The sequence below is a fragment of the Bradyrhizobium sp. USDA 3262 genome (assembly GCF_054060035.1).
Genome location: NZ_JBSSCT010000001.1, coordinates 7,476,214 through 7,501,340, shown reverse-complemented (window position 1 = coordinate 7,501,340; position 25,127 = coordinate 7,476,214). Strand labels below are relative to the sequence as shown.

Sequence of the window (25,127 nt, the reverse complement as noted above, 5' to 3'; positions counted from 1 at the left end):
AAATTTTCTCGCGCCCGTCGTCTGGACGCACAGCGCCTCACCTCACTAGAGGACGGCGCATCGCCTTCAGCGAAGGCGAAAGTTGCTTGGGGACGACGTCATGACATCAAGAACACAAGCCCATCGTCGCACTGTCTTGCTTGCGCTGCTCACGACGAGCTATCTCGCGCTCAGCGTTCCGCTCGCAACATCTGTCGCACAGGCGCAATCGGCGCCGTTGCAGGCCGGCGCCTCGTCGCTGCCGCCGGTGACCGTCACCCCGCCGGCCACGCAACGCCGCCGCAGCGCGCCGAAGGCCGCGCGCAACACCGCCGCCGCACGAGGCCGCCGCACCCAGACGGCGCGGCGGATCGCGCCCGCGGCGACGGCAAAACCCTTCGCGGAATCGCAGGACGCCCGCACCGGCACATCGGGCTATTTCGCCAACAGCACGTCGGTCGCGACCAGGACCAACACCGCCATCGTCAACATCCCGCAATCGCTCAACGTGATCACGCGGGAGCAGATCCGCGACCAGAACTACCAGGGCCTCACCGACGTCACCCGCTACGTCCCCGGCGTTGCCGTGCATCAGGGCGAGGGCAATCGCGACGAGCTCGTGATCCGGGGCGTCGATTCCAGCGCCAACTTCTTCGTCAACGGCTTTCGCGACGACGTGCAGTATTTCCGCGACATGTACAACGCCCAGAGCATCGAGGTGCTGAAAGGGCCGAGCGCGCTGACCTTCGGCCGTGGCGCCGGCGGCGGCCTGCTCAACCGCACGCTGAAGGAAGCCGACGGCAACCGCGTCTACGAGGCGACGGCGCAGACCGGCTCGTGGGGCGATCGCCGCGTCAGCCTCGATGCCGGACAGGCGATCAACGACAACGTCGCAGCAAGGCTCAACGTGTTCTACGAAGGCGCCGATGCCTTCCGCGATTTCAATCATCTGGAGCGCTACGGCATCAATCCGACGGTGACGCTGAAGCCCGACGACAACACCAAAATCAAACTGAGCTATGAATACTTCCACGACGAGCGCACCGCCGATCGCGGCAATCCCTCGCAGGGGCTGCCGGGCGGCGCGACCCGCTTCAACCCGACCACGCCGTTCGCGCCGAACGGCGACTTCTCGACCTTCTTCGGCAGCCCAAGCCTGAACACCGCGCAGGCGACGGTGCAGACCGGGATGGCCATTATCGAGCACGATTTCGAGAACGGGCTGACGGTGCGCAACGGCACCATCGCCGCCGACTACCAGAAGTTCTATCAGAACGTCTATCCGACCGGCGGCCCGCTCGCTGGCGCGGTCAATCCCGCCGACACCGCGGTCAATCTCGGTGCCTACCAGCACACGACCAACCGCGACAATGTCTTCAACCAGACCGATTTCACCTACAAGACCTGGACCGGGCCGCTGTTCCACACGGTCGGCTTCGGCACCGAGTTCGGCCGGCAGACCGGCGTCGACATCCGCAACACCGGCGTGTTCCCGAACGGCACCAACACCATCGTGCAGAACCCGTTCGCGCCGACCTATTTCGGCCCGGTGACGTTTCTTCACCACTTCACCGGCACCAACAGCGACGGCGTCACCACGCCCGATTCGAACAGCCGCTATGCGCTGAACATCCAGTCCGGCTATCTCAGGGACACCATCGAGATTTCGCGCGCCGTGCAGATCATCGCCGGCGCGCGGTTCGATCGCTACGACATGTCGGCCACCGACATGAACACCAACATCAATCGCAATCGCGTCGACAATCTGGTGTCGCCGCAGGGCGCCCTGATCATCAAGCCGATCGATTCGATGTCGGTCTATACCGCCTACAGCATCTCCTTCCTGCCGGCCTCGGGCGACCAGTTCAGCGCGCTGAACGACGGCACCCTGATCCTGCAGCCGCAGCGCTTCGAGAATGTCGAGCTCGGCATGAAATGGAACATCAACCCGAAGCTGCTGTTCTCGACCGCGGTCTACAATCTGAACCGCACCAACCAGCCGATCGCCGACGGCAACAATCCCGGCTTCTTCTTTCCCTCCGGCAGCACGCTCACGCGAGGCGTCGAAGCGAGCCTGACCGGCTATGTCACCGAGCAGTGGCAGTCGTCGCTGGCCTATGCCTACACCGATGCGAAGATCACCGGCGCGACCTCGGCGACCGTCGTGCCCGGCAACCGCGTTCAGCTGGTGCCGTACAATCAGTTTGCCTGGTGGAACAAGTATCAGTTCACGCCGATGTGGGCCGCCGCGCTCGGCGTGATCTATTTCGGCGATTCCTTCGCCTCGTCCGACGACACGGTGCGGCTGCCGGGCTTCGTGCGTTTCGACGCGGCGGTCTATGCCAAGATCGACGAGACCTGGAGCGCCCAGCTCAACGTCGAGAACATTTTTGACAAGGGCTATTGGGCGTCGGCCGACGGCAACAACAACATCTCGCCGGGGCAGGGCCGCACGGTAAGGCTGATGGCGCGCGCGAGGTTTTAGGGGCGGGGAGCGTCGACCGCCGTGCCGTCATTGTTGTCGATGTTCACTGCCCCGTCATCCTGAGAGACCGTGAATGTATGACTCTCGATGACGCAACATACTCGATGTCGTCCCGGCCTAGTGCGCAATTGCGCACAGGAGCCGGGACCCATAACCACCGAAGGTCATTGTTGCGCGACGCTGGGACCACAGCCTTCTAACAACTCAACCCTGTGGTTATGGGTCCCGGCTTTCGCCGGGACGACGAGGGGAGAGATTGCGCTGTATCCCCGTCACCCCAGCCGCATATCCAGCAGCCGCCGGCCCTCGCCCTTCAGCAGCTTCTTCACCGCGCTCGAGGCGATTACGTCGCCATTGTTGGCGTAGGCCTCGTGGTTCTTCTCGATGTCGTCGAGGCGGTAGAGGTAGTTGACCATGATGCCGGCGGATTCGCGCAGGCCCTTGGGCGAGAGGTCGCCGAGCCAGTTGATCCGCTCCAGCCGTGCGCCGTTGCCGAGATGGAAGCGCGCGACCGAATCGATCAGCCGTCCCTTCGGCGTGCGCGCCTTCAGGAAATAGTAGGCGGCAAGCGGCTCCAGCACGGCGCGCAGCTGGGTGGCGAGCTCGGCGTTCTCGAACCAGTCGGGCTTGCCGAGGCTTTCCAGCAGCTGGCGGTCCTCTTCGGTGAGCGGCACGTCGTCGGCCTGCTTGACCCACTGCATGAAGCCCGGCACCGGCGACAGCGTCACGAAGTTGTCGAGCTTCGGCAATTCGCGGCGCAGCTCCTCGACCACCTGCTTGATCAGGAAGCTGCCGAAGGAGATGCCGCCAAGGCCGCGCTGGGTGTTGGAGATCGAATAGAACACCGCGGTGCGGGCGCGCTCGACCGGGACCGGCTCGCGCTCTTCCGCAAGCAGCGGCGCGATCGCGCCCGGGATGGCTTCGGTCAGTGCGACCTCGACGAAGATCAGCGGCTCGTCGGCCAGCGCCGGATGGAAGAAGGCGTAGCAGCGGCGATCGATCGGATCGATGCGGCGGCGCAGATCGTCCCAATCGCGGATCTCGTGCACGGCCTCATAACGGATGATCTTCTCCAGAATATTGGCCGGCGACGACCAGTCTATCCTGCGCAGCACGAGGAATCCCCTGTTGAACCAGGACGAGAGCAGGTGCACCACGTCGCGATCGAGCGCGGCGAGGTCCTTGTTGCCCTTCATCAATGAAAGCAGATCCGAGCGGATCGACACCAGCTCGCCGGTGCCGCCCGGCGCGCGATTGAGGCGGCGGATCAATTCCTGGCGGCGCGGCTCGGAGGCGAAATGCAGGTCGCTGGCGTCGTCGCCATTGGCTTTGGCGCGCCAGCTTTCGATCGCCTGCGCCAGCTTGGCGTGATCGGGGCCGAAATCGCGGGCCAGCGTCTGGAAGAACGACAGCCGCCCGGCGGCATCGAGGTGGTGGTAGCGGTCGAGCACTTCGCGCGCCATCGCGGTGCCGGAGGCTTCGCCGCGGCCGGACAGCAGCGCTTCGCACAATTCCAGCAGTTCGGAAGCATCCTGCTTGTCGTTGGCCGGGCTGGCGCGGCCGAGCAGGACGCGGCCACGTTCGGAAATCGTCGAGAGCAGATCGGAGAAGAAGGCATTGGCCATGAGCAGGTCGTATCCAGCAGGTCGTATCCAGTGAAGCCGGACCTTACACGGGATTTAAGGTCGGGAGCACTGCAATCAAGCGCATGGATCGTACGGAAATATGTCGCAGCGCGACAGCGGTATAATTCGTCGTCACTGCGCCCGGTGGCGAATCCCGTTCACGTTTTCTCCGCGAACGCGGTCGGTGTCTTGCCGGTAACCTGGCGGAACGCGTGGGAAAATGCCGGCACGCTGGCATAGCCGAGGTCGGAGGCGACTTGCTTGACCGAAACGTTCGCGGTGCTCGACAGGCGCTCGATGGCGGCCGCGATGCGGGCGCGCTGGCACCAGCTCTTGAACGAGAGCTGCGTCTCCGCCGAGAACAGCCGCGACAGCGTCCGCGCCGAGGTGCCGACCGTGCGCGCCAGCGCATCGATGTCGTGGTCCTTCGTCGGATCGGCCAGCACGATGTCGGCGGCGCGGCGGCAGCGCGGCTCCTGCGGCAGCGGGATGAAGGTCGCCGAATCCTCGGCCTGGTGCAGCTCCAGCATCACGAGGCGGATCAACAGAGCGGTGCGCTCGCGTCCGCATGAGGCGTCGAACAGTGCCAGGATCGCCTGGTGCACCAGCGGTGACACCCGCACCACGAATTCGTGGTCGAGGCTGTCGCTGCGCTTTTCGCGCGCAAGCCAGGCCTGGTCGAAATACAGCGTGCGCATCTCGATGTCGGCGAGCACGTCGATCGCGTGCGGGAGCAGGGCAGGGACCCACACCGCGCGGTCCGGCGGCACCAGCCAGCGCCCCTTGGGCGTCGTGACCTGCATGGTGCCGCTGGCGGCATAGACCAGCTGCGCCTCGCGGTGCATGTGCGGGTCGAGCCGGACGCCCTTGCGATAGCTGCGCGCCACCAGATGCACGCCGTCCCCGGTGACGCGCCGGTCCTGGTGGAGGGCTCTTATTGGCGGCTCAGCGATAGTCATTGGCGACATCCCGTCAGGACAAGCACCTATAACCTATTTTCGAGCAATTGAAGAATCGCGTGAGAGACGTGCCGATGAACGGTCCAAGCAACAGTCCGAGCCGGGTGATCAGCTTCGTCAACGCCGGCCATTTCATCGACCACTATGCGATGCTGATTTTCGCGGCCGCCGTCATCATCATGGGCCCGGCGCTGGGCATCGCCTATTCGGAACTCCTGCCCTATGCGACCCCGGGCTTCATCGCCTTCGGCGCCGGCTCGCTGGTCACGGGCTGGCTCGGCGACCGCTGGAGCCGCCGCCACATGATGGTGATCTTCTTCGTCGGCATCGGCCTGTCGATGATCTCGGTCGGCTTCGTGCAGACGCCGCTGCAACTCGGCGCCGCACTGCTGGCGATCGGCATCTTCGCCTCGATCTATCATCCGGTCGGAACCGCGATGATCGTGTCCTATGCCGAGAAGCTCGGCGCCCAGATGGGAATCAACGGCGTCTGGGGCAATCTCGGCGTCGCCTCGTCGGCGCTGGTCACCGGCGTGATCGGCCAGTATCTCGGCTGGCGCTGGGCGTTCATCGTGCCCGGCACGGTCACCGTGCTGATCGGCATCGTCTTTGCGATGACGGTGGTGCATGAGGACCGCAAGGGCTCCAGGCAGGCCGCAGCCCAGGCGCGGGTCGCCAAGGAGGACATGTGGCGGGTGGTGCTGTCGCTCCTGATCGTGGTGATCGCGATCTCCACCACCTTCAACGCAGTGACGGTGGCGCTGCCGAAGCTGTTCGCCGAACGGCTTGCCGATCTGACCAGGAGCCCGGCGCTGCTCGGTGTGATCGCGGCCGGGGTCTATGTGTTCGGCGCGATGACGCAGTACACCATCGGCAAGCTGCTCGACAGATATTCGCTGAAGACGGTGGCGCTGCCGCTGTCGTTCCTGCTGGCGCCGTTCCTCTATCTGGCGGCGAGCCTGTCCAACCTGCCGCTGATCGTGGTCTCGATCGGCATCGTGATGGGCGCGTTCGGCCAGGTCACGGTGAACGATGCCATGGTCGGCAAGTACACCACCGAGGAATGGCGCTCGCGCGCCTATGCGGTGCGCTATTTCGTCGGCTTCACCGCGGCCGGCGCTTCCGTCGGCCTGGTGGCCTGGCTGTACGACCAGGGCGGCTTCTCGATGATGCTGCGCGCCTTCGCGGCGCTGTGTCTGCTGGCGATCGCGGCCGCGATCATCCTGCCGCGCGAGATCCGCACCCCGGCCACGCAGGCGGGCTGACACGGGCGTCTTGCGCCAGCTGCCGTTGAGGAATGCGTGCGCCGACCTGCGGTGCGCCGCTCGGGCACCGCCGGCAAACCGTGACCTGGTCACGGTTCGCCAACTTTGTTCCAACCCGAAGGTGTGGTAAGTTCAAGCGGGCCTCGGGGACGACGGCGCCGGTTGCGCCTCGAGCACGCAATTTTTTTGGAGCAGCCGGAGCGCCATGGGAGAAATTCGCGACTTCAAGTCAGGCCGGTCACAGCCCGACAATACACAGCCTCCCGGCGATTCAATGCCGCGGCGCCTGGCCGCGATCGTTGCCGGCGATATCGCCGGCTACAGCCGGCTGATGCAGCTCGATGAGGAAGGCACGCATACGCGCGTCAAGCGGACCCTGCGCGACCTGATCGAGCCCACCATCGCCGAGCACCACGGCAAGCTGGTCAAGACCACCGGCGACGGCTTTATCGCGATGTTCGACAGTCCTGTCGAGGCCGTCCGTTGCAGCATCGTGATCCAGCAGAACATGATCGGCCGCAACGCGGCGGTCGCGCGAGATCACTGGATCGAGTACCGGATCGGCGTCAACCTCGGCGACGTCATCATCGAACCCGACGATATTTATGGCGACGGCGTCAACGTGGCCTCGCGTCTGGAAGGAATCGCGGCGCCGGGTGACGTCTTTATCTCCGGCGGCATCTACGAGCAGATCAAGCACAAGATGGTCTGCGGATACGAATCGCTCGGCGACCGCAAGGTCAAGAACATCACCGATCCGGTCCGAGTCTATCGCGTGCTGCCGGATGCCGCCGCGTACCAACGGACGCGCAGGCGCCGTGAGTCCGTCCTGCTCACGCTGCTCGGATTGGCGATCGCGATCATTGCGGGGGGCGTGCTGTGGTATCTGCTGGCGCAACCGCGCGGCAAGCCGGCCGATGTGGCACAGGCGCCTCCGTCACCGACGGCATCGCCTGCCGTCCAGCCGCCGGCACCAAGCCCGGCTCCGACCCAAACCGCAAGTCCGACCCCGGCGGCACCGACGCAGCAAGCGTCGCCTCAACCCGCGCCCTCCGCGAGCCCCACCCCGGACCTGCCGGAGCCCGAGCTGGTCTTGCTTCAAGCTGGCAGCTTCTCGATGGGAAGCAATGACGATCCTTCCGAGCGGCCGATCCGCCGGGTGACGGTCAAGCCCTTTGCCATGGGCAAATATCCGGTCACGGTCCGCGAATGGAACGCCTGCGCAGCGGCCAAGGCCTGTGGCTTCACGGCCAGCGGCAAGGACGACGTTCCGGTCACCAATGTGAGCTGGGGCGACGCGAAGCAATATGTGACCTGGCTCGCCGAGCGCACCAAGAAGTCCTACCGGCTGCCGAGCGAAGCCGAGTGGGAATATGCGGCGCGCGGCGGAACGCAATCGAAGTACTGGTGGGGCGACCAGGTGCAATCGGGCCACGCCGGATGCAAGGATTGCGGCGGCGACGGTTCGGCCGAGCAGCCGGTCAAGGTCGGCAGCTACAAGCCGAATCCGTTCGGCCTCTACGACATGGGCGGCGGGGTCGATCAATGGGTCGAGGATTGCTGGCACAGGAATTACCAGGGCGCGCCGACCGACGGTGCGGTCTGGTCCGGCGGCGACTGCGCCTCCCATGTCATCCGCTCCGGCTCGTGGAAGAATGACGCACGCTATGTGCGTCCGGCCAATCGCGATAATTACGACACCAATGTCCGTTATCCGACCCACGGTTTCCGGGTCGCGCTGTCTCCCTGAGCGATCATCCCTGATCGCCAGGCTTCATGGAGGGGCTATGAAAAGTGCAGGCTTGATCATGCTCGCCGCGGCACTGACGCTGTTCGCGGTTCCGGCCGACGCGCAGAACAAGCCGGCCGGCAAGGACACCAAGCTGTATTTCATCTGGCCGCGCGACGGCGCCAAGCTCAAAAGCCCGTTCTGGTGCCGCTTTGGGCTGCGCAACATGGGCGTCACCCATGCCGGCGACGACTATCCGAACAGCGGCCATCACCATCTTCTGATCGACGTGAATGAGCCGTTGAATCCGAATGAGCCGATCCCGTCGGACAAGTCTCACCTGCATTTCGGTGCCGGCCAGACCGAGACGCAGCTCGATCTGGCGCCCGGCAAGCACACCCTGCAGTTGGTGCTGGGCGACGCCAAGCACTATCCATTCAGCCCGCCGGTCGTCTCCGAAAAAATCACCATCCGGGTCAGATAGGCCGATACGGATAGCTCCCTTGCGGGAACCGGCGCTTGCACAAGGCCGCGCCGTACGGTTTGTTGCGCGCCTGCCGGACAGCAAGATTCGGCGTGGAGGAAGTCTGATGTCGTCTCGACTGCTGCGTCTGGCCGGCCTCGTTTTGGGAGTGATTGTCATGGCCACATCAGCGGATGCCGACGCCTTGAAGGATCAGATCGCGCCGACCGGAAAGCTCCGGGTCGCGATCGCGATCAGCCCGGCCGGCGGCGCGTTCTGGTCGACCAAGACCGAGAACGGCTATGCGGGCGTTCCCGCCGATCTCGGCCGCGAGATGGCTGCGCAACTCGGCATCCCCGTCGAATATGTCGTGCATCAGAATTCCGGCCAGATCACCGACGCGGCGGCCAACAACACCTGGGACATCACCTTCCTGCCCAAGGATCCCGAGCGTGAGACCAAGATGACATTCGGGCCGATCTACGAGGTTGCCGACGCCACCTATATCGTCAAGCCCGGCTCGACGATCACGAATTTCGCCACGCTCGACCAGGACGGCGTCAAGGTCGCCGCCGTCAATGCCACCACGACGATGCGCGGCGCGATCGCCCATCTCAAGCACGCCAAGGTCACGGGCTATCAGACCTATGACGAGATCTTCAATCTGCTGAAGAGCGGCGAGATCGACGCCTTCGCATTGTCGCGCGATCAGCTCAATGCGATGGCGAAGAAGATCCCGGGCACGCGCGTGCTGGACGAGACCTTCAAGCAGACCGTCACCGCGGTCGCGGTGCCGCTCAACCATCCGCTCGCCGCGGCCTTCGCCACCAGGTTCATGACGGAGGCGGTCGCCAACGGCACGCTGCGCAAGGCCTACGACAACAACGGGCTGAAGGGCTCGCCGGTCCGCACCGAGGTGAAGTGAACTAGTGGTGCGTATCGACTCTTTCCCCGTCACCCCCGCGCAAAGGCGAAGCCTTTGCGCGGGGATGACGGTGATGGAGGGGCGCGCATCCTCTGGGCGACATCTGGGCATGCTGCATAATTCCGCGCCATCGCGCCGCGCGTTTCCTGCGGCGCCAGCCTAACTCATTGTATTGACAGGGATTTAAAGCCAACCGCCAGCGTCGCCGCTTGGCACATCCATTGCTTTTGATTGCACCAGTCAATGACGACTGCCGTCCTCCGGATTGCCAAGGGCCAACGCTGGCCGAGGCGAGGGGATCAAGGCGCCCGGCCCGGGCGTCTCGAGCAATCGTTGACCCCCCATCTCCCGGACGAACGAGCATTTCAACCAACCCGCGTCGCTTCCGGCAGGCAACCGGCGCGGCCGAATTGCGCAAGGGGATTTTACGAATGGCCTATCTCGCTCCGTCCGAATTCGTCACCAAGATGGTGGATGCCGGCGAATCCAAGATCTTCATGTCGACCCGCGACACCGTGATCCGCGCCTATATGGCCGGCGCGATCCTCGCGCTGGCGGCCTGGTTCGCCGTGACGATCAACGTCAATACGGGTCAGCCGCTTGTCGGAGCATTGTTGTTTCCGGTCGGCTTCGTCATGCTCTATCTGCTGGGCTTCGATCTATTGACCGGCGTGTTCGTGCTCTCGCCGCTCGCGCTGCTCGACAAGCGTCCCGGCGTGACGCTCGGCGGCGTGCTGCGCAACTGGGGCCTGGTGTTCATCGGCAATTTTGCCGGCGCGCTCACGGTGGCGTTCATGATGGCGTTCGTGACGACGTTCGGCTTCACGCAGGAGCCCGACAAGGTCGGCATGACCATCGGCAACATCGGCGAGGGGCGAACGCTGGGCTACGCGGCGCACGGCGCAGCGGGCATGGCCACGCTGTTCATCCGCGGCATGCTCTGCAACTGGATGGTCTCGACCGGCGTCGTCGGCGCGATGATCTCCACCACGGTGCCCGGCAAGGTGATCGCGATGTGGATGCCGATCCTGGTGTTCTTCTACATGGTGTTCGAGCATTCGGTGGTGAACATGTTCCTGTTCCCGTCCGGACTGATGCTGCATGCGAAGTTCTCGATCATGGATTACCTGATCTGGAACGAGATCCCGACCGTGCTCGGCAATCTCGCCGGCGGTCTCGCCTTCACCGGGCTCACGCTCTACACCACGCATGTGAAGACGGCCCCGAAGCGCCAGCGCCTCGCGGCTTGATCCTGGCTAGCTTATGGGGCTCTCCTGTCGCGGAGGGCCCCATTGGCTTTGGGACGGTCGATGCCGCGCGCGCTGACAATATCGGTCGGGCAATTCTCTGATCAGGGCCGCAAGGACGCCAATCAGGACTTCCACGGCGCCTTGATCCCCGGCGAGCCGCTGCTCGGCCTGAAGGGCATCGCCGTGGTGCTCGCCGACGGCATCTCCTCAAGCAGCGTCGGCCGCATTGCCGCCGAGTCCGCGGTCAAGAGCTTCCTGACCGACTATTACTGCACCTCGGAATCCTGGTCGGTGAAGAGCTCGGCGCAGCGCGTGCTGGAGGCGACCAATTCCTGGCTGCACGCGCAGACCAGGCGCAGCCAGAATCCCTACGACAAGGACAAGGGTTACGTCTGCACGCTGAGCGCCCTGGTCGTTCGGTCGACCACCGCGCACCTGTTCCACGTCGGCGACTCCAGGATCTACCGCGTCGCCGGCAACAGCCTCGAGCAACTGACCAACGACCACCGCGTCGTGATCTCCTCGCAGCAGAGCTATCTCGGCCGCGCGCTCGGCGTGAACCCGCAGCTCGAGATCGACTACCAGGCTCTCCCGCTGGAGCGCGGCGACATCTTCCTGCTGGTGACCGACGGGATCTACGAGCATGTCCCGGCGCGGCAGCTGGCGAAGGCGATCAAAGACGGCGCCGCCGATCTCGATGTTGCCGCGAAGTCGATCGTCGAACAGGCCTATGAGAACGGCAGCCCGGACAATCTCACCGTGCAGATCGTCCGGATCGACGAATTGCCCGACGGCGATGCCGGCGAGGTGTTCGGCCAGCCGACCGAACTGCCGCTGCCGCCGCTGCTCGACGCACGGATGCTGTTCGACGGCTATCGCATCGTGCGCGAGCTGCACGCATCGCACCGCAGCCACATCTATCTCGCGGTCGATGAGGACAGCGCCACCACGGTCACGATCAAGATCCCCTCGATCGACCTGCGCGACGATCCGGCCTATCTGAAGCGCTTTGTGATGGAGGAGTGGGTCGCTCGGCGGATCGACAGCCCGCATGTGCTGAAGCCGTTTCTGCCGCAGCGCAAGCGCAACTTCCTCTACGTCACGATGGAATATATCGACGGTCAGACCCTGACGCAGTGGATCACGGACAATCCAGCACCGGCGCTGGAGACGGTGCGCGACATCACCGAGCAAATTGCAAAAGGGCTGCGCGCCTTTCACCGCAAGGAGATGCTGCATCAGGACGTCAGGCCCGACAACATCATGATCGACAGGACCGGCACGGTGAAGATCATCGATTTCGGCTCGACCCGGATTGCGGGTGTCGCAGACGCGGTGCCGGCGGGCGTCGAGGACATCCTGGGCACCCAGCAATACACCGCGCCGGAATATTTCCTCGGCGAGGGCGGCACTGCGCGCTCCGATCTGTTCTCGCTCGGCGTCGTCACCTACCAGATGCTGACGGGACGCTTGCCCTATGGCGCGCAGATCGCGCGGGCCCGCACACGAGCCGACTTCAACCGGCTGGCTTACCGGCCGGCCGCGCATGGCGGCCGCGACGTCCCGACCTGGGTCGACGGCGCGCTGGAGCGCGCCGTGCACGCCAATCCGCTCAAGCGCTACGAGAGCTTTTCGGAATTCTTGTTCGACCTGCGCAATCCCAACGCAAAATATCTGACGACGTCATCGACCCCGCTGATCGAGCGCAACCCGGTGCTGTTCTGGAAGTCGACCACGCTGCTGCTGGCGCTGGTCGTGGTGGTGCTGCTGGCCTACGGCGCGCATCACTTGCGGTAGCGGATAGCCGGCCCTCTTCCCGTCATCCTGAGGAGCGCGTAGCGCGTCTCGAAGGATGAACGGCCCGCTGGTGGCCGATTCATCCTTCGAGGCTCGCTCCGCTCGCGCCTCAGGATGACGGGGAGAGGGAGGGAGGCCGACTTCAGTGCGTCCCACCCGCCGCGATCGGATCGAGGCCGCTCTTCACCAGCGCGTCGCGCGCATCTGATGAGGCGAGGAAGCTGATCAGCGCCTTGCCGGCCTCACGCTCCTTTGCAACCGTCGCGATCCCGGCGGAAAACACCGTGATCTTCTGCAACGGCTCCGGCAATGGGCCGACGATGTCGATGCCGGTCACCGGCTTCAGCTCGGAGATCTGCTGCAGGCCGATCTCGGCCTCGCCTTTGGCCACGATCTCGCCGACCGGGGTCGCCGGGATCATCCGCGCCTTGTCCTTCATCTGATCGGCGATGCCGAGCTTTGCGAACATCTCGGTCGAGACATAGACGCCGCTGGCGCTGTCCGAATAGGCGACTGATTTCGCCGCCAGCAGCGCCTGCTTGACGGTGTCGGCCGAGCCGATGTCCGGCTTCGCCGCGCCTGATTTCACCGCGATCCCGATCGGCGACTTCACGAGGTCGACGCGGCTGTCGGCCACCACCTTGCCCTGCTCGATGAGATCGCCGAGCGCATAGCCGACCATGATCAGCACGTCGGCCGGCTCGCCGCGCTCCAGCCGTACCGGAATGGCATTGGTCGTGGTGCCCATCGACGGCCCGAAAGCGGTCACCACCTTGTGCCCGGTCTTGCGCTCGAACTCCGGCACCAGCGCCTTGTAGGCCGCCGTCAGCCCGCCCGAGATCATGACATGGACTTCGGCGGCGGATACGGCTGAGGTGAAGGCGAGGGCGCCGATGACGGCGAGTGTGAGGGCGCGGAAGGCGGTAGGCGCGCGCATGGAGTTTCTCCCTGGACGATTCTTCGGAAGCGGGTCGTCGTGGCCGGGGAGACTACTGCGCGAGGGCAGGCATGGCTAGCCGCAGCGTCTTTGCGAGGCGCGCAGTGATGGAGATGGAGCAGTGTCGGGAGGCGAGATTTCGTAGCCCGGATGAAGCGGAGCGAAATCCGGGGCCGGCTTCTCCGCAGAAACACCTTCCCGGATTGCGCTTCGCTTCATCCGGGCTACCGGGAATCACTCACGAATTCACATGCACGAAATCGCGCAGCAGCGGGTAGATCTCGTTGTTCCAGCGCTTGCCGGAAAACACGCCGTAATGGCCGACGCCGGCCTGCATGTGATGCACCTTGCGATAGGTGCGGACCCCGGTGCAGAGGTCTTGCGCGGCGAGCGTCTGGCCGATCGAGCAGATGTCGTCCTTCTCGCCTTCCACCGTCATCAACCCCATGCGCCGGATCGCCGCCGGATTCACCGGGCGGCCGCGATGCATCAGCATGCCCTGTGGCAACAGATGTTCCTGGAACACGTCGCGCACCGTCTCGATGTAAAACTCCGCCGGCAGGTCCATGACCGCGAAATATTCGTCGTAGAAGGTCTTGATCACCGCGGCCTTGGCGGTCTCGCCCTTGGCGAGATGATCGGCCAGATCGATATGCTGCTTGATGTGCCGCTCCAGATTCATCGACACGAACGCCGTGAGCTGCACGAAGCCGGGATAGACCTGACGCAACGCGCCCTTGCACTGCATCGGCACGTAATTGATCAGATTGTCCTCGAACCATTTGATCGGCTTGCTTTTGGCGAATTCGTTCACCTTGGTCGGCTGGATCCTTGTGTCGATCGGCCCGGCCATCAGGGTGAGCGAGGCCGGCCGCGCCGGATGATTGTCCTCCGACATGATCGCGGCGGCCGCCAGCGCCGACACCGAAGGCTGGCAGATCGCCACCATATGCGCGCGCGGGCCGAGCTGGCCGAGGAAGTCGATCAGATGGTCGGTGTAATCCTCGAGCCCGAAGCGGCCCTTGCTGCGCGGGATGTCGCGCGGGTTGTGCCAGTCGGTGATGTAGACGTCGTGGTCCTGCAGCAGCGTCTTCACGGTGCCGCGCAGCAGCGTGGCAAAATGCCCGGACATCGGCGCCACCAGCAACAGCCGCGGCTGCTCCGGTCCGTCCACCTTCCTGAAATGCAGCAGCGAGCCGAACGGCGTCGCGTAGGCGACCTCCTCCGTCACCTCTAACTCCCTGTTGCCGACGGTCACGCTGCCGATGCCGTAGTCGGGACGGGCATAGCTCAGGCTGGAGCGCGAGATCAGCTCGAGCGCGGCGGCGAGCCGGCCGAACGTCCGGTAGGACGCGCCGCGCGGCACCAGATTGAGATAGCGCAACGCCGCCGCGGCGCCGGTTCGCCACGGCGCGGTGAGGTCCATGTGGTTCTGATAGGCCTGGTACAGCATTGACATCATACGCATCCACCCGTGGCCCGGCTTGCCATGCAATATCGACGCCAGAGGCGGGGCCGGCCGCCCGGCAAATTGGCACGTGGCTTGCTGCAAAAACTGATGGCGCCGGGTGCGCGGCGGCTGAACCGGCGCGCGATGTCCGGGAGCTGAGGACGCGTTCAGGCGTGAGGGACCGATATGGCGAAAGCGACACTCACCATCAGCAGCAAGAATTACTCCTCCTGGTCGCTGCGCGGCTGGCTGCTGGCGAAATTCGCCGGGCTCGAGTTCGAGGAGGTGGTCACCGCGCCCGACGACCCGTCGGCCCGCGCCGAGCTGCTGCTGCTGTCGTCCTCGATCCTGGTGCCCTGCCTGCGCCACGACGGTGCGACGGTGTGGGATACGCTGGCGATCGGCGAGTATCTCAACGAGATCATGCCGCATGCCGGGCTGCTGCCGGAAGACCGGATCCGGCGCGCGCATTGCCGCTCGATCTCGGGCGAAATCCATTCCGGCTTCACCACGCTGCGCTCTTCGCTGCCGGTCAATCTCAAGGGCCATTTCCCCGGCTTCAAGATCTGGTCGCGGGCGCAGGCCGACATCGACCGCGTCTGCACTATCTGGCGCGATTGCCTCGGCGCTTCGGGCGGGCCGTTCCTGTTCGGCGAGCGCCGCACCATGGCGGACGCGATGTATGCGCCGGTCGTGACCCGCTTCATGACCTATGACGTCAAGCTCGAGCCTGCGCTTGCGGTGTATGCCAAGACCATCATGACGATGCCCGAGATGCAGGAATGGATCGAGGCCGCGAAGGCGGAGCCGGCCGACGTCGAGGAGCTCGAGGTCGAATATTAGGCAGCGCCCGGGCCGGCCTGCCTGCATCGGCGGCTCAAGCACGAGGCAAGCCTTGCTCAATGGACGTGCCGTCGGCGTCAGGCATTGGCGCCACGCGACGGGTGTGCGCGACAGCCGTCGAAGTGCAAATTCGCGCCTCGCTCCAAATGCTTCCGCGGCGATACCAGCGTATGGCGAGACGGTTCGCCGCAGCCCAACCCGGCTGGCAAGGATTTCGCATGGCAATGACCGAGCTGTGACCGCGACGATGCGACGCTGCCGAAAATTTGGACGCTGAGCCGCGCCGCGATCTCGCGAACACGAGAACCGTGGAGGCTTGAAATGAACCAGCACGCCGTCGTCAGCAAATTCTCCCACGTCAAACCCGGTGACACCGAGTTCAAGGGCGGAGGTCTGCGCGACTTCTTCCTGTATCGCGATCTTGGCATCGCCGATGCCACCAGCGGGCAGGTGATCTGCCACTTGGTCAAGGCCAATCCCGACATGCCGCCGGAGCAGGGCACCGGCTGGCACAAGCATCTGTGCGATTTTCAGATCGTCATCATGACCAAGGGCTGGGCGCGCTTCATGTACGAGGACAAGGAGACGCTGGTTGAGGCCGGCGATGTCATCCATCAGCGTCCCGGCATCACCCACTACCTGTTCGACTACTCGAAGGACATGGAATACCTCGAGATCGTCAGCCCCGCCGATTTCAAGACCGTGGACGTGCCGCCGGCGACCGAAACGGTGCCGCCGATCACGCCGTGGAAATGATCGCCAACGAGAGGGATCGCAATGTCGTCTGCGGAGGAGTTAACCTTTGTTATCGGCCGCTGGCTGCGGCCGATCGTCATGGTTCTGTATGTGGTGCGCAGCCTCGGGCTGATGACCACATCTAGCCGTGAACAACGCGGTACGCTGCTCGATCAGTGATTCGGACGCGGTTCGTTCCACCCGCGTTCCAAATCTTAAGACAAGGTGCGCGCGCGTCGCGTTTTGAAACAGCGCGCGCCGATGCCGGCCTCAGGCCATGCCCGCCTGCTTCTCGCGCGGCTTCCGCCAGGCGATGACGTTGGCTTCCAGCGCGCCGCCGGTGGTGTCATTGCGCCACTGGCCGTTGACGAAGCGGCAGGCGAACGGCAGCTGATACGTTCCGCTATGATCCTCACAAAGTACTTCCACGCGCTGTTCCGGCGCAGGTTCGCCATTGCCGTCGAATTGCGCCATCCGTTTTTCGCGCGTTGCCATGCGATCTGTCTCCACTGCCCAAGGCCGAGCCAAAAGGGATCGAACCAAACAAGTTCCGAGGCCCCCGTCCCCACGAGTAGTCCCGTAATGGGTGAAGCACACCGCTTGAATGCGGTTTCAGTGTGGTATGTCTGCCTCGCTTTCAGCGTCGCGAGCACAAAACTGTGAATGACGCATTTGCCTGGAGACGCCGATGACCGCTCGTTTTGTTCTCGCCTTGCTGGCTCCGCTTGCACTCGGCGTCGCCGCAACCGCGCATGCGCAGGACGTTCCCGGCATCGAGATCTGCACCGTCGAGAAAACCATGGAGCGGCGCACGAGCTGTCTGCAGAGCAATATCGATTTCCTGCAGAAGACGATCAACAAGCTCACATCGGATCATCAGCAAAAGCTCGACGCCGCCAACCGGCAGATCGCGAGCTTGCAGAGTTCGGTTGTGAGCTTGCAGAAGCTCGTCACCGATCTGCAGGCCGCGCAGGTCAAGCTCACCGAGGACCTGAAGAAGAAAGCCGACGCGCCGCCGGCGAAGGATGCCGCGCCCGCCGCGAAGGATGGGACGAAGTAGAAAACCGTCATTGCGAGCGAAGCGAAGCAATCCATCCCACCGCGCGTGCGGAACGATGGATTGCTTCGTCGCTCCGCTCCTCGCAATGACAGGAAGCGTGTCTCAGCTACGCCACCCGATACTTCTCCATCACGTCGCGATCCGGCTCGTAACCGAGTCCGGGGCCCTGCGGCACGGCGACATGGCCGTTGGCGTCGACGTCGATGCGGTCGCCCCACAGGCAGGCGGGACGCTTCATGAAGAACACCTCGATCAGCCCCGCGTCGCGGATCGCCATCAGATGCAGCGTGGCGAGGAAGCCCGGCCCGAAATAGGGCGAGTGCGGAATCACCTGGACGCCGAACTCGTCGGCGAGGACGGCCACCCTGAGGAATTCGGTGATACCGCCGACCTTGATCACGGAGGGCTGCGCGTGACTGACCGCGCCCGCGGTCATCATCTGGCGGAATTGATGCACGGTGCAGGCGTTCTCGCCGGCCGCGATATCGAGCCGGCCTTCTCTGCGCACCTCGGCGAGCGTCGCAAAATCCTCCGGCGGCCAGACCGGCTCCTCCAGGAACAGCGGCGCGGCCTGCTTGCAGTCGCGCGCGAACTGGATCGCCGCGGGTCCGTCCAGCGGGCAGTTCATGTCGACCATCAGCGGCACGCCCGGGCCGATCGCTTCGCGCGCGGCGGCCACCGCAGGCACGGTGGTCTCGTGCAGCTTGATCGCGGAATAGCCCAGCTTGATCGCCTTCTTGCATTCGGCGGCGATATGCGCGGGATTGCCGATCCGCATCAGGCTCGCATAGGCCGGGATCGTGCTGCGCTTCGCGCCGCCGATCAGTTGATGCAGCGGCACGCCCTTCACTTTGCCGGCGAGATCCCACAGCGCGATGTCGAGCGCCGAGATCGCAAACATCGTGATGCCGTAGCGGCCGAACAGATGCAGGTTGCGCTGGATCTGCTCCATCGCGGCGGGGATGCTGGCGGCGTCGGGCACCTCGAGGCCGCGCGCCTGCGGCGCAATCATCTCGGCCACCGCCGTGCAGCTCGTCTTCGGGCAGACATAGGCGAAGGCGTCGCCCCAGCCGGTGAGGCCGGCATCGGTCGAAACCTCGACCAGCACCATGTCGAGCGCCGAGATCGCGGAAGCTCCCTGGCGGAAGCTCGCGGGCCCGGCGTCATAGGGAATGCGGATATGGTGGGCGCGGACGTCGGTGATTTTCATTGTTGTTGTCCTTCCGATCGCAGGATGTGCCTGGAATTCGTGGTGGCCGGACATTTGAGCCTGAAGAACGGCGTCGCTTCGGCTGGTCTGGGTTCCGGCCATCGCAAATCTTGCTCGTAACGAGTCTTGCTTGCGACAAGTCTTGCTCGTGAATCATGTCGAAGACGTGGATGCCCGGCGCACGGCCGGGCATCACGAACCGCAAAGTTGTGGAGGAAAGCCCTCAACTGCTCTTCTCGCCGCTCATGATGGGGCCGAATCGCTCCCAGCTCTCGCCCTTGAAGCGCATCATCTGCAACTGCTCGATCGGCGCATAGTCGTCCGGCCCGGTCTTGATCTTGGTGCCGGGCAGATAGATGCCGATCTCGAAGTTGAGGCTGGCCGCCTGCTTCATCAGATTCTCGCGGGTAAGATTGTCGCCGCACTGCCGCAACACCTGCTCGAGACCCTTGGCGACACCATAGCCGAATACGGTCGCGGCGTCGTCGAGGTCGCCTTCGGGATACCATTTGGTCATGAAGGCGCGCCACTCGGTCATCGCCGGATCGTTCTTCCACTCGGTATCCTTGGGGTCCTTGAGATACGCCGTGGACAGCACGCCCTGGCTCGCTTCATAGCCGGCCGGCTTCATCACGCCGCCGATCGAGCCGGACACGTTGGTCAGGAACTGCACCGGATGCCAGTCGAGCTCGGCGGCTTTCTTGATCGCCTGCGCCGCGAATTTCGGCGTTGCAATGTTGACGAAGATGTCGGGGTTGGCGCCCTTGATCTGCACGATCTGCGAATCCACCGTCGGTGACGAGGTCTCGTAGGAGGATTCGACGACGATCAGCTTCTTGGCCTGGTCGCCGAGCCCGTCGTGCAGGCCGATCAGATAGTCCTTGCCGAAATCGTCGTTCTGATAGAGTACGCCGATGGTCTTGCCCGGATAGTTCTGCAAAATGTACTTGGCATAGATGCGCGCTTCGACCTGGTAGCTCGGCTGCCAGCCCATGGTCCACGGGAAGTTCTTCGGATCATTCCACTTGGCCGCGCCGGTGGAGACGAACAGCTGCGGCACCTTCTTGGCGTTCATGTATTTCTGGATCGCGGTGTTGCCCGGCGTGCCCAGCGGATTGAAGATCAGGAGCACCTCGTCGCTCTCGACCAGCTTGCGGGCCTGCTCGACCATCTTCGGCGGTGAGTAGGCGTCATCGTAGGAGATGAAGTTGACCTTGCGGCCGTTGATGCCGCCTTCGCTGTTGAGCTTGTTGAAATAGGCGGCTTCGGTCTTGCCGATCGTGGCGTAGGCGGACGCCGGACCGGAATAGGGCATGATGTTGCCGACCTTGATTTCGGTGTCGGTTGCGCCCGGATCGTATTTCTTCTGCGCGTTGGCTGCGCTTGCGAAGGCGATCGTCAAAAGCCCCGCAAGCGCCGCGGACTTGACGCAGTTGGCATAGCTCAAGCGTTGGTGGTGCATCATTGTCCTCCCTGACATGCTGGCCGCGGCTCTTGCAGTCTTGATTATCGGGCAGCTTGGTGAGCCGTCGGATCGATGCGTCGGCGAGTATGCACGATTGCAACATTGTTGCCAGCGACGGCTTTGCGGGTAAATTTCCGTGGAGCGGAACCACGGTTTCACCGCCGGGCAGCAAGGACTGTCAAATGCCGCGCGCGGCAGCCGTGCATGATGCCCGAGCTTTGCAGGAAGGCCGTCGTCCATGAATCCAGCCCAGAAGGCGCTCTGGTACATCGAAAGCCATCTCGGCGCGCCGCTGACGCTCGACGAGATTGCCGCCGTTGCGGGCGTCTCGCGCTTCCATCTGGTACGGGCGTTCGCGGAAGCGACCGGGTTCTCGGTGATGCGTTATGTGCGGGCGCGCCGCCTCAGCGAAGCCGCGCGCCAACTCGCGGCCGGTGCGCCCGATATTCTCAGCCTCGCGCTGGATGCGGACTACGGCTCCCACGAAGCATTCACCCGCGCGTTTCGCGACCATTTCGGCGTCACGCCCGCGACGGTGCGCGCGACAACGTGCCTGACGAAGCTCAATCTCCAGGAGCCGATCACCATGATCTCGACAGCTCTCGACCACATCGATCCGCCGCGCATTGCCACCGGAAAGGCGTTCCTCGTCGCCGGCATCGGCGAGCGTTACAATCACGACAATGGCAGCGGTGCCGGCATTCCGAAGCAGTGGCAGAGCTTCCACCAGCAATGCGCGCATATCCCCCGCCAGGTCGGCAACGTCGCTTATGGCGTCTGCTGCAACGGCGACGATGCCGGCAATTTCGATTACATCGCCGGCGTCGAGGTCGCCGATTTCTCCGACCTGCCGCGCGAGTTCGCGCGCGTCCGCATTCCCGAGCAGAAATACGTCGTGTTCACCCACGCCGACCACATCTCGACCATCCGCCGCACCGTCAACACGATCTGGAATCGCTGGCTGCCGCAATCCGGCATGAAGGTCGCGGACGCGCCGAACTTCGAGCGCTACGACGAGAAGTTCGACGCGAGCACCGGCAATGGCGGGCTGGAGATCTGGGTGCCGGTGAAGGAGTAGCGGGCGCCGGTGCAGCAAACCCTGGTGTCGTCCCTGCGAAAGCAGGGACCTATAACCACCGATGCTTGTTATTTGCGTGACGCTGGAATGACGAGTCCCGCCTACAACTCTCGCCGCGGAGTATGGGTCCCTGCTTTCGCAGGGGCGACACCGTCTTGTTGCTCGCGAGTGCCTAGATCAATGAGAGCGCGCCAGGCAAAATGCGACGACCTCTTCCAGCGCCGTCTTCATCGGTGAGGGCGGGAACAGCGCCAGCGCGTCGACGGCCATCGCGCCGTAGTGCTGGGCGCGGTTGATGGTGTCTTCGAGGGCGCGGTGCTTGGTCATCAGGCCGATGGCGTGGTCGAGGTCGGCCGATCCGATCTCACCGCGCTCCAGCGCGCGGATCCAGAACTTGCGCTCGGTGTCGTTGCCGCGGCGGAAGGCGAGCACCACCGGGAGCGTGATCTTGCCCTCGCGGAAATCGTCGCCGACATTCTTGCCGAGCTTTGCGGATTTGCCGCCATAGTCGAGCACGTCGTCGACGAGCTGGAAGGCGATGCCGAGATTCATGCCGACCGAGCGGCACGCGGTCTGCTCGGCCTTCGGACGGTTGGCGATCACGGGGCCGACCTCGCAGGCCGCGGCGAACAGCTCCGCCGTCTTGCCGCGGATCACGGCGAGATATTCGTCCTCGGTGGTCGCGGTGTTCTTGGCGGCCGCAAGCTGCATCACCTCGCCCTCGGCGATGGTGGCGGCGGCTGCGGACAGGATGTCGAGCGCGCGGAGCGAGCCGACCTCGACCATCATCCGGAACGCCTGGCCGAGCAGGAAGTCGCCGACCAGCACGCTGGCCTCGTTGCCCCACAGCATCCGCGCGGACAATTTGCCGCGGCGCAGTTCGCTCTCGTCGACCACGTCGTCATGCAGCAGGGTCGCGGTGTGCATGAATTCGACCGCGGCGGCGAGCTTGATATGGCCGTCGCCGGAATAGTCCGCGAGTTGGGCCATCGCCAGCGTCAGCATCGGGCGCAACCGCTTGCCCCCGGAGGAGATCAGATGGTTGGCGACCTCGGGGATCATGGTGACCTCGGAGCCGGTCCGCGAAAGGATCGTCGCGTTGACGCGCTCCATGTCGGCGGCGACAAGTCCCACCAGCCCGTCGATCGAAGCATTGGACGGGCTTTCGAAGGGTACAATAACCGCCACGCTGGTCTCCAATTTTGCCGAATACGCACTATGCTCAGCTATAACAATAGAAACTGCGCGGTGCAGCGGCAAGGCCATCAAGTTATTGACATGTGGCGCAAGTGCCGCACAGCCGGGGCGACAGGAGAGCGTATTTTGCGGGAATTGGTACGGACCAATGACATGGTGCTGGTCTCCGCCATTGGCGCGCTGCTCGACAGCGCTAACATCCATCATCTGGTGCTGGACCAGAACATGAGCATCATTGAGGGCTCGCTCGGCGTGCTGCCGCGGCGGATCCTGGTGCATGAGGACGACAACCACGAGGCCCGCCAGCTCCTGACCGATGCCGGCCTCGGCCACGAATTGCGGGCCGATGATTAGAACGTTTTCAAGCGAAGTGGACCCCGGTTCGCGTGAAGAAAACGCGTCAAAAAAGGAGTCTCCGGCGGCCGAGATCACCGAAGACGGATTTCTCGGTGGCCAATTGCGCCTGCGGCAACCCCGCAGCGGCCACCGCGCCGGCCATGACGCGATCCTGCTCGCCGCGGCGACGCCGGCTCGATCGGGCGACCGCGTCGTCGATCTCGGCTCCGGCGTGGGCGCCGCCGGGCTGGCGGTGGCGCGGCGGGTGAGGGGGATCGATCTCGTTCTGGTCGAAATCGACCCGGCCTTGGCCGAGCTTGCGCGGAATAATGCCGGCACCAACGCGATCATGGCGGAGGTGATCGTGCTTGATGTCGAAGCCGGCGCCGCGGCCTTCGATGATTCCGGCCTCGGGCCCGATAGCGCTGACGTCGTGCTGATGAACCCGCCGTTCAACGATCCGTCGCGGCATCGCGCCTCGCCGGACGGTGTACGCGAGCGCGCCCATGTCGCGACCGCGACCACGCTGGCCGGCTGGGTTCACGCGGCGCGGCGGATTCTCAAGTCGAACGGGCAGCTTGCGCTGATCTGGCGGGCCGACGGCATTGCCGAGGTGCTGGCCGCGCTGGACCGCGGCTTTGGCAGTGTCGAGATCCTGCCGGTTCACGGCGACGGGACGTCGCCGGCGATCCGAATCCTGGTGCGGGCAACCAAGGGCGGCCGGGCGCCGACGCGGCTCCATGCCGCACTGCTGCTCAATGAAGAGTCAGGCGTGCCCAATAAATGGGTGCAGGAGGTGTTGGCTGGGAAGGGGGAATTGCCGCTGGCGCGGCGCTAGCGGGCAGGCATGCTGCCCACGTCGTCAGAGGCACTAAATCACTGCGAAGCCGTTTCCGACTGGCGGTCCGGCGTGGACGTGAAGTGGATCGCCGCCAGGAGTGTACCGATCAGCAAAATCAGCAGATAGATTTTCATGAGTCCCTCTCCGCTCGCGCATTGCAGCCCCAATGACAAAATGCAAAACGCGTTCCACGGATTCCAATGACAGTGGCGTGATAAAAAGTGGTTAATTCGAGGTAACGGCATGAGTGAACAAAGAAGTGATCACGCTGGACGTTCGGGACTGCTCGAACGCGTGCAGGCAATGTTGCCGGCGCGCTTCAGGCGCGGCGCGGCCGTCGTGCCGGTGGTGCGGCTGGCAGGCGTGATCGGCGCGGTGACGCCGCTGCGGCCCGGCATGACACTCTCCGGCGTCGCCAAGATGCTGGAGCGCGCCTTTGGTACGCGGAATGCCAAGGCGGTGGCGCTGGTGATCAATTCGCCGGGCGGCTCGCCGGTGCAGTCGCGGCAGATTTATTTGCGCATCCGGCAACTCGCCGCCGAGAAGAAGCTGCCGGTGCTGGTGTTCGTCGAGGACGTCGCGGCTTCCGGCGGCTACATGATCGCCTGCGCGGGCGATGAGATCTATTGCGATCCGTCCTCGATCCTCGGCTCGATCGGCGTGGTCGGCGGCAGCTTTGGCCTGGAGGGGCTGATCAAGAAGATCGGGGTCGAGCGCCGGCTCTATACGGCGGGCAGCCACAAGGCGATGCTCGACCCCTTCCTTCCCGAGAACCCCGACGACGTCGCCCGGCTCAAGGCGATCCAGCGCGAGATCCATGCGATCTTCATCGCGCTGGTCAGGCAGAGCCGCGGCAGCCGGCTCAATGGCGCCGACGACGTGCTGTTCACCGGTGAGTACTGGGCCGGCGATACCGCGATCGGTCTCGGGCTCGCCGATGGCATCGGCGACATCCGCTCCACGCTGCGGGCCCGCTATGGCGACAAGGTGCTGACCCCGGTGATTGCGCCGGCCAGCGGCTTGCTGTCCGGCCTGCTCGGCCGACGGGCGCCGGGGGCAGGGTCGCTGGCGGCGCTGGATGGGCTGGCCGCGCTGCCGGACGAGGTGATCTCGGCGCTGGAAACCCGTGCGATTTGGGCCAGATTCGGGCTGTGAACACAGGGATGTGAGCGCGCCATTTAGTCCCAAAACCGCGATTGCGGCGCAGGCCACCTTGCGCGAGAATGCTCGGCATTGGGGGCCTGACAGACGTGAACGACAAGGATCGACCGATGCCGCCGCTGATTGCATTCGCAGGCGTCTTGGGAAGCTTGGCCGTGGTCCGCTGGGCGTACAAGACGGCCGTCCGGATCAACCAGGAACTCGAAGAGGCGCGATTGTCCCGCGTGGCCGAGGCCACCCGCGCGGGCGAAATCAAGACCCTTCGCCGCGACCCCGTGACCGGGGCCTATCGCCCGGGCTAACATCGTGGTCATTCCGGGGCGATGCGTCAGCATCG

At 64.4% G+C, this 25,127-nt stretch carries 24 protein-coding genes; 16 read left to right on the top strand and 8 right to left on the bottom strand.

The window, feature by feature from the left end; translation table 11 throughout:
• Nucleotides 1-100 precede the first annotated feature (100 nt).
• Nucleotides 101-2,464 (top strand): TonB-dependent receptor, encoded by a 2,364-nt coding sequence (locus tag ACVWYP_RS35525; RefSeq protein ID WP_304496520.1) that lies wholly within the window; start codon nt 101-103, stop codon nt 2,462-2,464.
• A 272-nt stretch (nt 2,465-2,736) separates the two neighbouring features.
• Here the strand turns inward: ACVWYP_RS35525 and ACVWYP_RS35520 are convergent, their stop codons facing one another.
• Nucleotides 2,737-4,089 carry a malonyl-CoA decarboxylase gene (locus ACVWYP_RS35520; RefSeq protein WP_304496519.1) on the bottom strand — a complete coding sequence of 451 codons (1,353 nt, stop codon included), beginning with the start codon at nt 4,087-4,089 and terminating at the stop codon, nt 2,737-2,739.
• 158 nt (nt 4,090-4,247) lie between these two features.
• Complete coding sequence (locus ACVWYP_RS35515) at nt 4,248-5,048, bottom strand: AraC family transcriptional regulator (RefSeq protein WP_028342411.1); 801 nt, start codon at nt 5,046-5,048, stop codon at nt 4,248-4,250.
• Between the two features lie 74 nt (nt 5,049-5,122).
• Here ACVWYP_RS35515 and ACVWYP_RS35510 point away from each other — a divergent pair, with 74 nt between their 5' ends.
• From ACVWYP_RS35510 to ACVWYP_RS35485, 6 genes are all read left to right on the top strand, one after another.
• Complete coding sequence (locus ACVWYP_RS35510) at nt 5,123-6,313, top strand: MFS transporter (protein WP_304496518.1); 1,191 nt, start codon at nt 5,123-5,125, stop codon at nt 6,311-6,313.
• A gap of 205 nt (nt 6,314-6,518) precedes the next feature.
• Entirely contained in the window at nt 6,519-8,063 is a 1,545-nt protein-coding gene (locus ACVWYP_RS35505; protein ID WP_304496517.1) for an SUMF1/EgtB/PvdO family nonheme iron enzyme, read from the top strand.
• A 37-nt stretch (nt 8,064-8,100) separates the two neighbouring features.
• Nucleotides 8,101-8,526: a DUF4399 domain-containing protein gene (locus tag ACVWYP_RS35500; protein WP_304496516.1), complete on the top strand. Its 426-nt coding sequence runs from the start codon at nt 8,101-8,103 to the stop codon at nt 8,524-8,526.
• Nucleotides 8,527-8,683: 157 nt separating this feature from the next.
• The gene (locus tag ACVWYP_RS35495) at nt 8,684-9,430 is read left to right on the top strand and encodes a transporter substrate-binding domain-containing protein (protein WP_080686834.1); all 747 of its coding nucleotides are present in this window, start codon (nt 8,684-8,686) and stop codon (nt 9,428-9,430) included.
• 431 nt (nt 9,431-9,861) lie between these two features.
• Complete coding sequence (locus ACVWYP_RS35490) at nt 9,862-10,680, top strand: formate/nitrite transporter family protein (RefSeq protein ID WP_304496515.1); 819 nt, start codon at nt 9,862-9,864, stop codon at nt 10,678-10,680.
• Between the two features lie 60 nt (nt 10,681-10,740).
• A complete protein-coding gene (locus tag ACVWYP_RS35485) occupies nt 10,741-12,477 on the top strand; it encodes a bifunctional protein-serine/threonine kinase/phosphatase (protein WP_028343697.1) in 1,737 nt (578 codons plus the stop codon).
• Between the two features lie 142 nt (nt 12,478-12,619).
• On the opposite strand, the gene ACVWYP_RS35480 is transcribed toward ACVWYP_RS35485, so the two are convergent.
• Together ACVWYP_RS35480 and ACVWYP_RS35475 are read right to left on the bottom strand one after the other, a co-directional pair.
• Nucleotides 12,620-13,414, bottom strand: coding sequence for a substrate-binding domain-containing protein (locus tag ACVWYP_RS35480; RefSeq protein WP_304496514.1), 795 nt, complete (start codon nt 13,412-13,414; stop codon nt 12,620-12,622).
• A gap of 238 nt (nt 13,415-13,652) precedes the next feature.
• Nucleotides 13,653-14,876, bottom strand: coding sequence for a polyhydroxyalkanoate depolymerase (locus ACVWYP_RS35475; RefSeq protein ID WP_028343699.1), 1,224 nt, complete (start codon nt 14,874-14,876; stop codon nt 13,653-13,655).
• Nucleotides 14,877-15,050: 174 nt separating this feature from the next.
• Here ACVWYP_RS35475 and ACVWYP_RS35470 point away from each other — a divergent pair, with 174 nt between their 5' ends.
• The 3 genes from ACVWYP_RS35470 (at nt 15,051) to ACVWYP_RS35460 (ending at nt 16,622) form a co-directional block, all read left to right on the top strand.
• Nucleotides 15,051-15,707, top strand: a complete 657-nt coding sequence (locus tag ACVWYP_RS35470) for a glutathione S-transferase (RefSeq protein ID WP_304496513.1) — start codon at nt 15,051-15,053, stop codon at nt 15,705-15,707.
• Between the two features lie 321 nt (nt 15,708-16,028).
• Nucleotides 16,029-16,463 (top strand): cupin domain-containing protein, encoded by a 435-nt coding sequence (locus ACVWYP_RS35465; protein ID WP_016848368.1) that lies wholly within the window; start codon nt 16,029-16,031, stop codon nt 16,461-16,463.
• Nucleotides 16,464-16,484: 21 nt separating this feature from the next.
• Entirely contained in the window at nt 16,485-16,622 is a 138-nt protein-coding gene (locus ACVWYP_RS35460) for a hypothetical protein (RefSeq protein ID WP_304496512.1), read from the top strand.
• Nucleotides 16,623-16,712: 90 nt separating this feature from the next.
• Here ACVWYP_RS35460 and ACVWYP_RS35455 read toward each other — a convergent pair whose 3' ends face one another.
• Nucleotides 16,713-16,937 (bottom strand): hypothetical protein, encoded by a 225-nt coding sequence (locus ACVWYP_RS35455; protein WP_092085747.1) that lies wholly within the window; start codon nt 16,935-16,937, stop codon nt 16,713-16,715.
• A 193-nt stretch (nt 16,938-17,130) separates the two neighbouring features.
• Here ACVWYP_RS35455 and ACVWYP_RS35450 point away from each other — a divergent pair, with 193 nt between their 5' ends.
• Entirely contained in the window at nt 17,131-17,502 is a 372-nt protein-coding gene (locus ACVWYP_RS35450) for a hypothetical protein (protein ID WP_304496511.1), read from the top strand.
• A 106-nt stretch (nt 17,503-17,608) separates the two neighbouring features.
• Here the strand turns inward: ACVWYP_RS35450 and ACVWYP_RS35445 are convergent, their stop codons facing one another.
• Together ACVWYP_RS35445 and ACVWYP_RS35440 are read right to left on the bottom strand one after the other, a co-directional pair.
• On the bottom strand, nt 17,609-18,712 hold the full coding sequence (locus ACVWYP_RS35445; protein ID WP_028343703.1) for a mandelate racemase/muconate lactonizing enzyme family protein: 1,104 nt from the start codon (nt 18,710-18,712) through the stop codon (nt 17,609-17,611).
• A 223-nt stretch (nt 18,713-18,935) separates the two neighbouring features.
• On the bottom strand, nt 18,936-20,177 hold the full coding sequence (locus ACVWYP_RS35440) for an ABC transporter substrate-binding protein (RefSeq protein WP_051002824.1): 1,242 nt from the start codon (nt 20,175-20,177) through the stop codon (nt 18,936-18,938).
• 238 nt (nt 20,178-20,415) lie between these two features.
• On the opposite strand from ACVWYP_RS35440, the gene ACVWYP_RS35435 reads away from it, so the two are divergent.
• Nucleotides 20,416-21,255, top strand: a complete 840-nt coding sequence (locus tag ACVWYP_RS35435) for an AraC family transcriptional regulator (protein WP_304496510.1) — start codon at nt 20,416-20,418, stop codon at nt 21,253-21,255.
• A 177-nt stretch (nt 21,256-21,432) separates the two neighbouring features.
• Here the strand turns inward: ACVWYP_RS35435 and ACVWYP_RS35430 are convergent, their stop codons facing one another.
• The gene (locus ACVWYP_RS35430) at nt 21,433-22,443 is read right to left on the bottom strand and encodes a polyprenyl synthetase family protein (RefSeq protein ID WP_304496509.1); all 1,011 of its coding nucleotides are present in this window, start codon (nt 22,441-22,443) and stop codon (nt 21,433-21,435) included.
• A gap of 135 nt (nt 22,444-22,578) precedes the next feature.
• Between ACVWYP_RS35430 and ACVWYP_RS35425 the strand changes: the two genes are divergently transcribed.
• The 4 genes from ACVWYP_RS35425 (at nt 22,579) to ACVWYP_RS35410 (ending at nt 25,092) form a co-directional block, all read left to right on the top strand.
• Nucleotides 22,579-22,806 carry a putative signal transducing protein gene (locus ACVWYP_RS35425; protein WP_026193157.1) on the top strand — a complete coding sequence of 76 codons (228 nt, stop codon included), beginning with the start codon at nt 22,579-22,581 and terminating at the stop codon, nt 22,804-22,806.
• A 16-nt stretch (nt 22,807-22,822) separates the two neighbouring features.
• Nucleotides 22,823-23,626, top strand: coding sequence for a tRNA1(Val) (adenine(37)-N6)-methyltransferase (locus tag ACVWYP_RS35420; RefSeq protein ID WP_304500357.1), 804 nt, complete (start codon nt 22,823-22,825; stop codon nt 23,624-23,626).
• A gap of 246 nt (nt 23,627-23,872) precedes the next feature.
• Complete coding sequence (locus ACVWYP_RS35415) at nt 23,873-24,784, top strand: S49 family peptidase (protein ID WP_028343707.1); 912 nt, start codon at nt 23,873-23,875, stop codon at nt 24,782-24,784.
• A gap of 116 nt (nt 24,785-24,900) precedes the next feature.
• The gene (locus tag ACVWYP_RS35410; RefSeq protein WP_026193154.1) at nt 24,901-25,092 is read left to right on the top strand and encodes a hypothetical protein; all 192 of its coding nucleotides are present in this window, start codon (nt 24,901-24,903) and stop codon (nt 25,090-25,092) included.
• Nucleotides 25,093-25,127 lie beyond the last annotated feature (35 nt).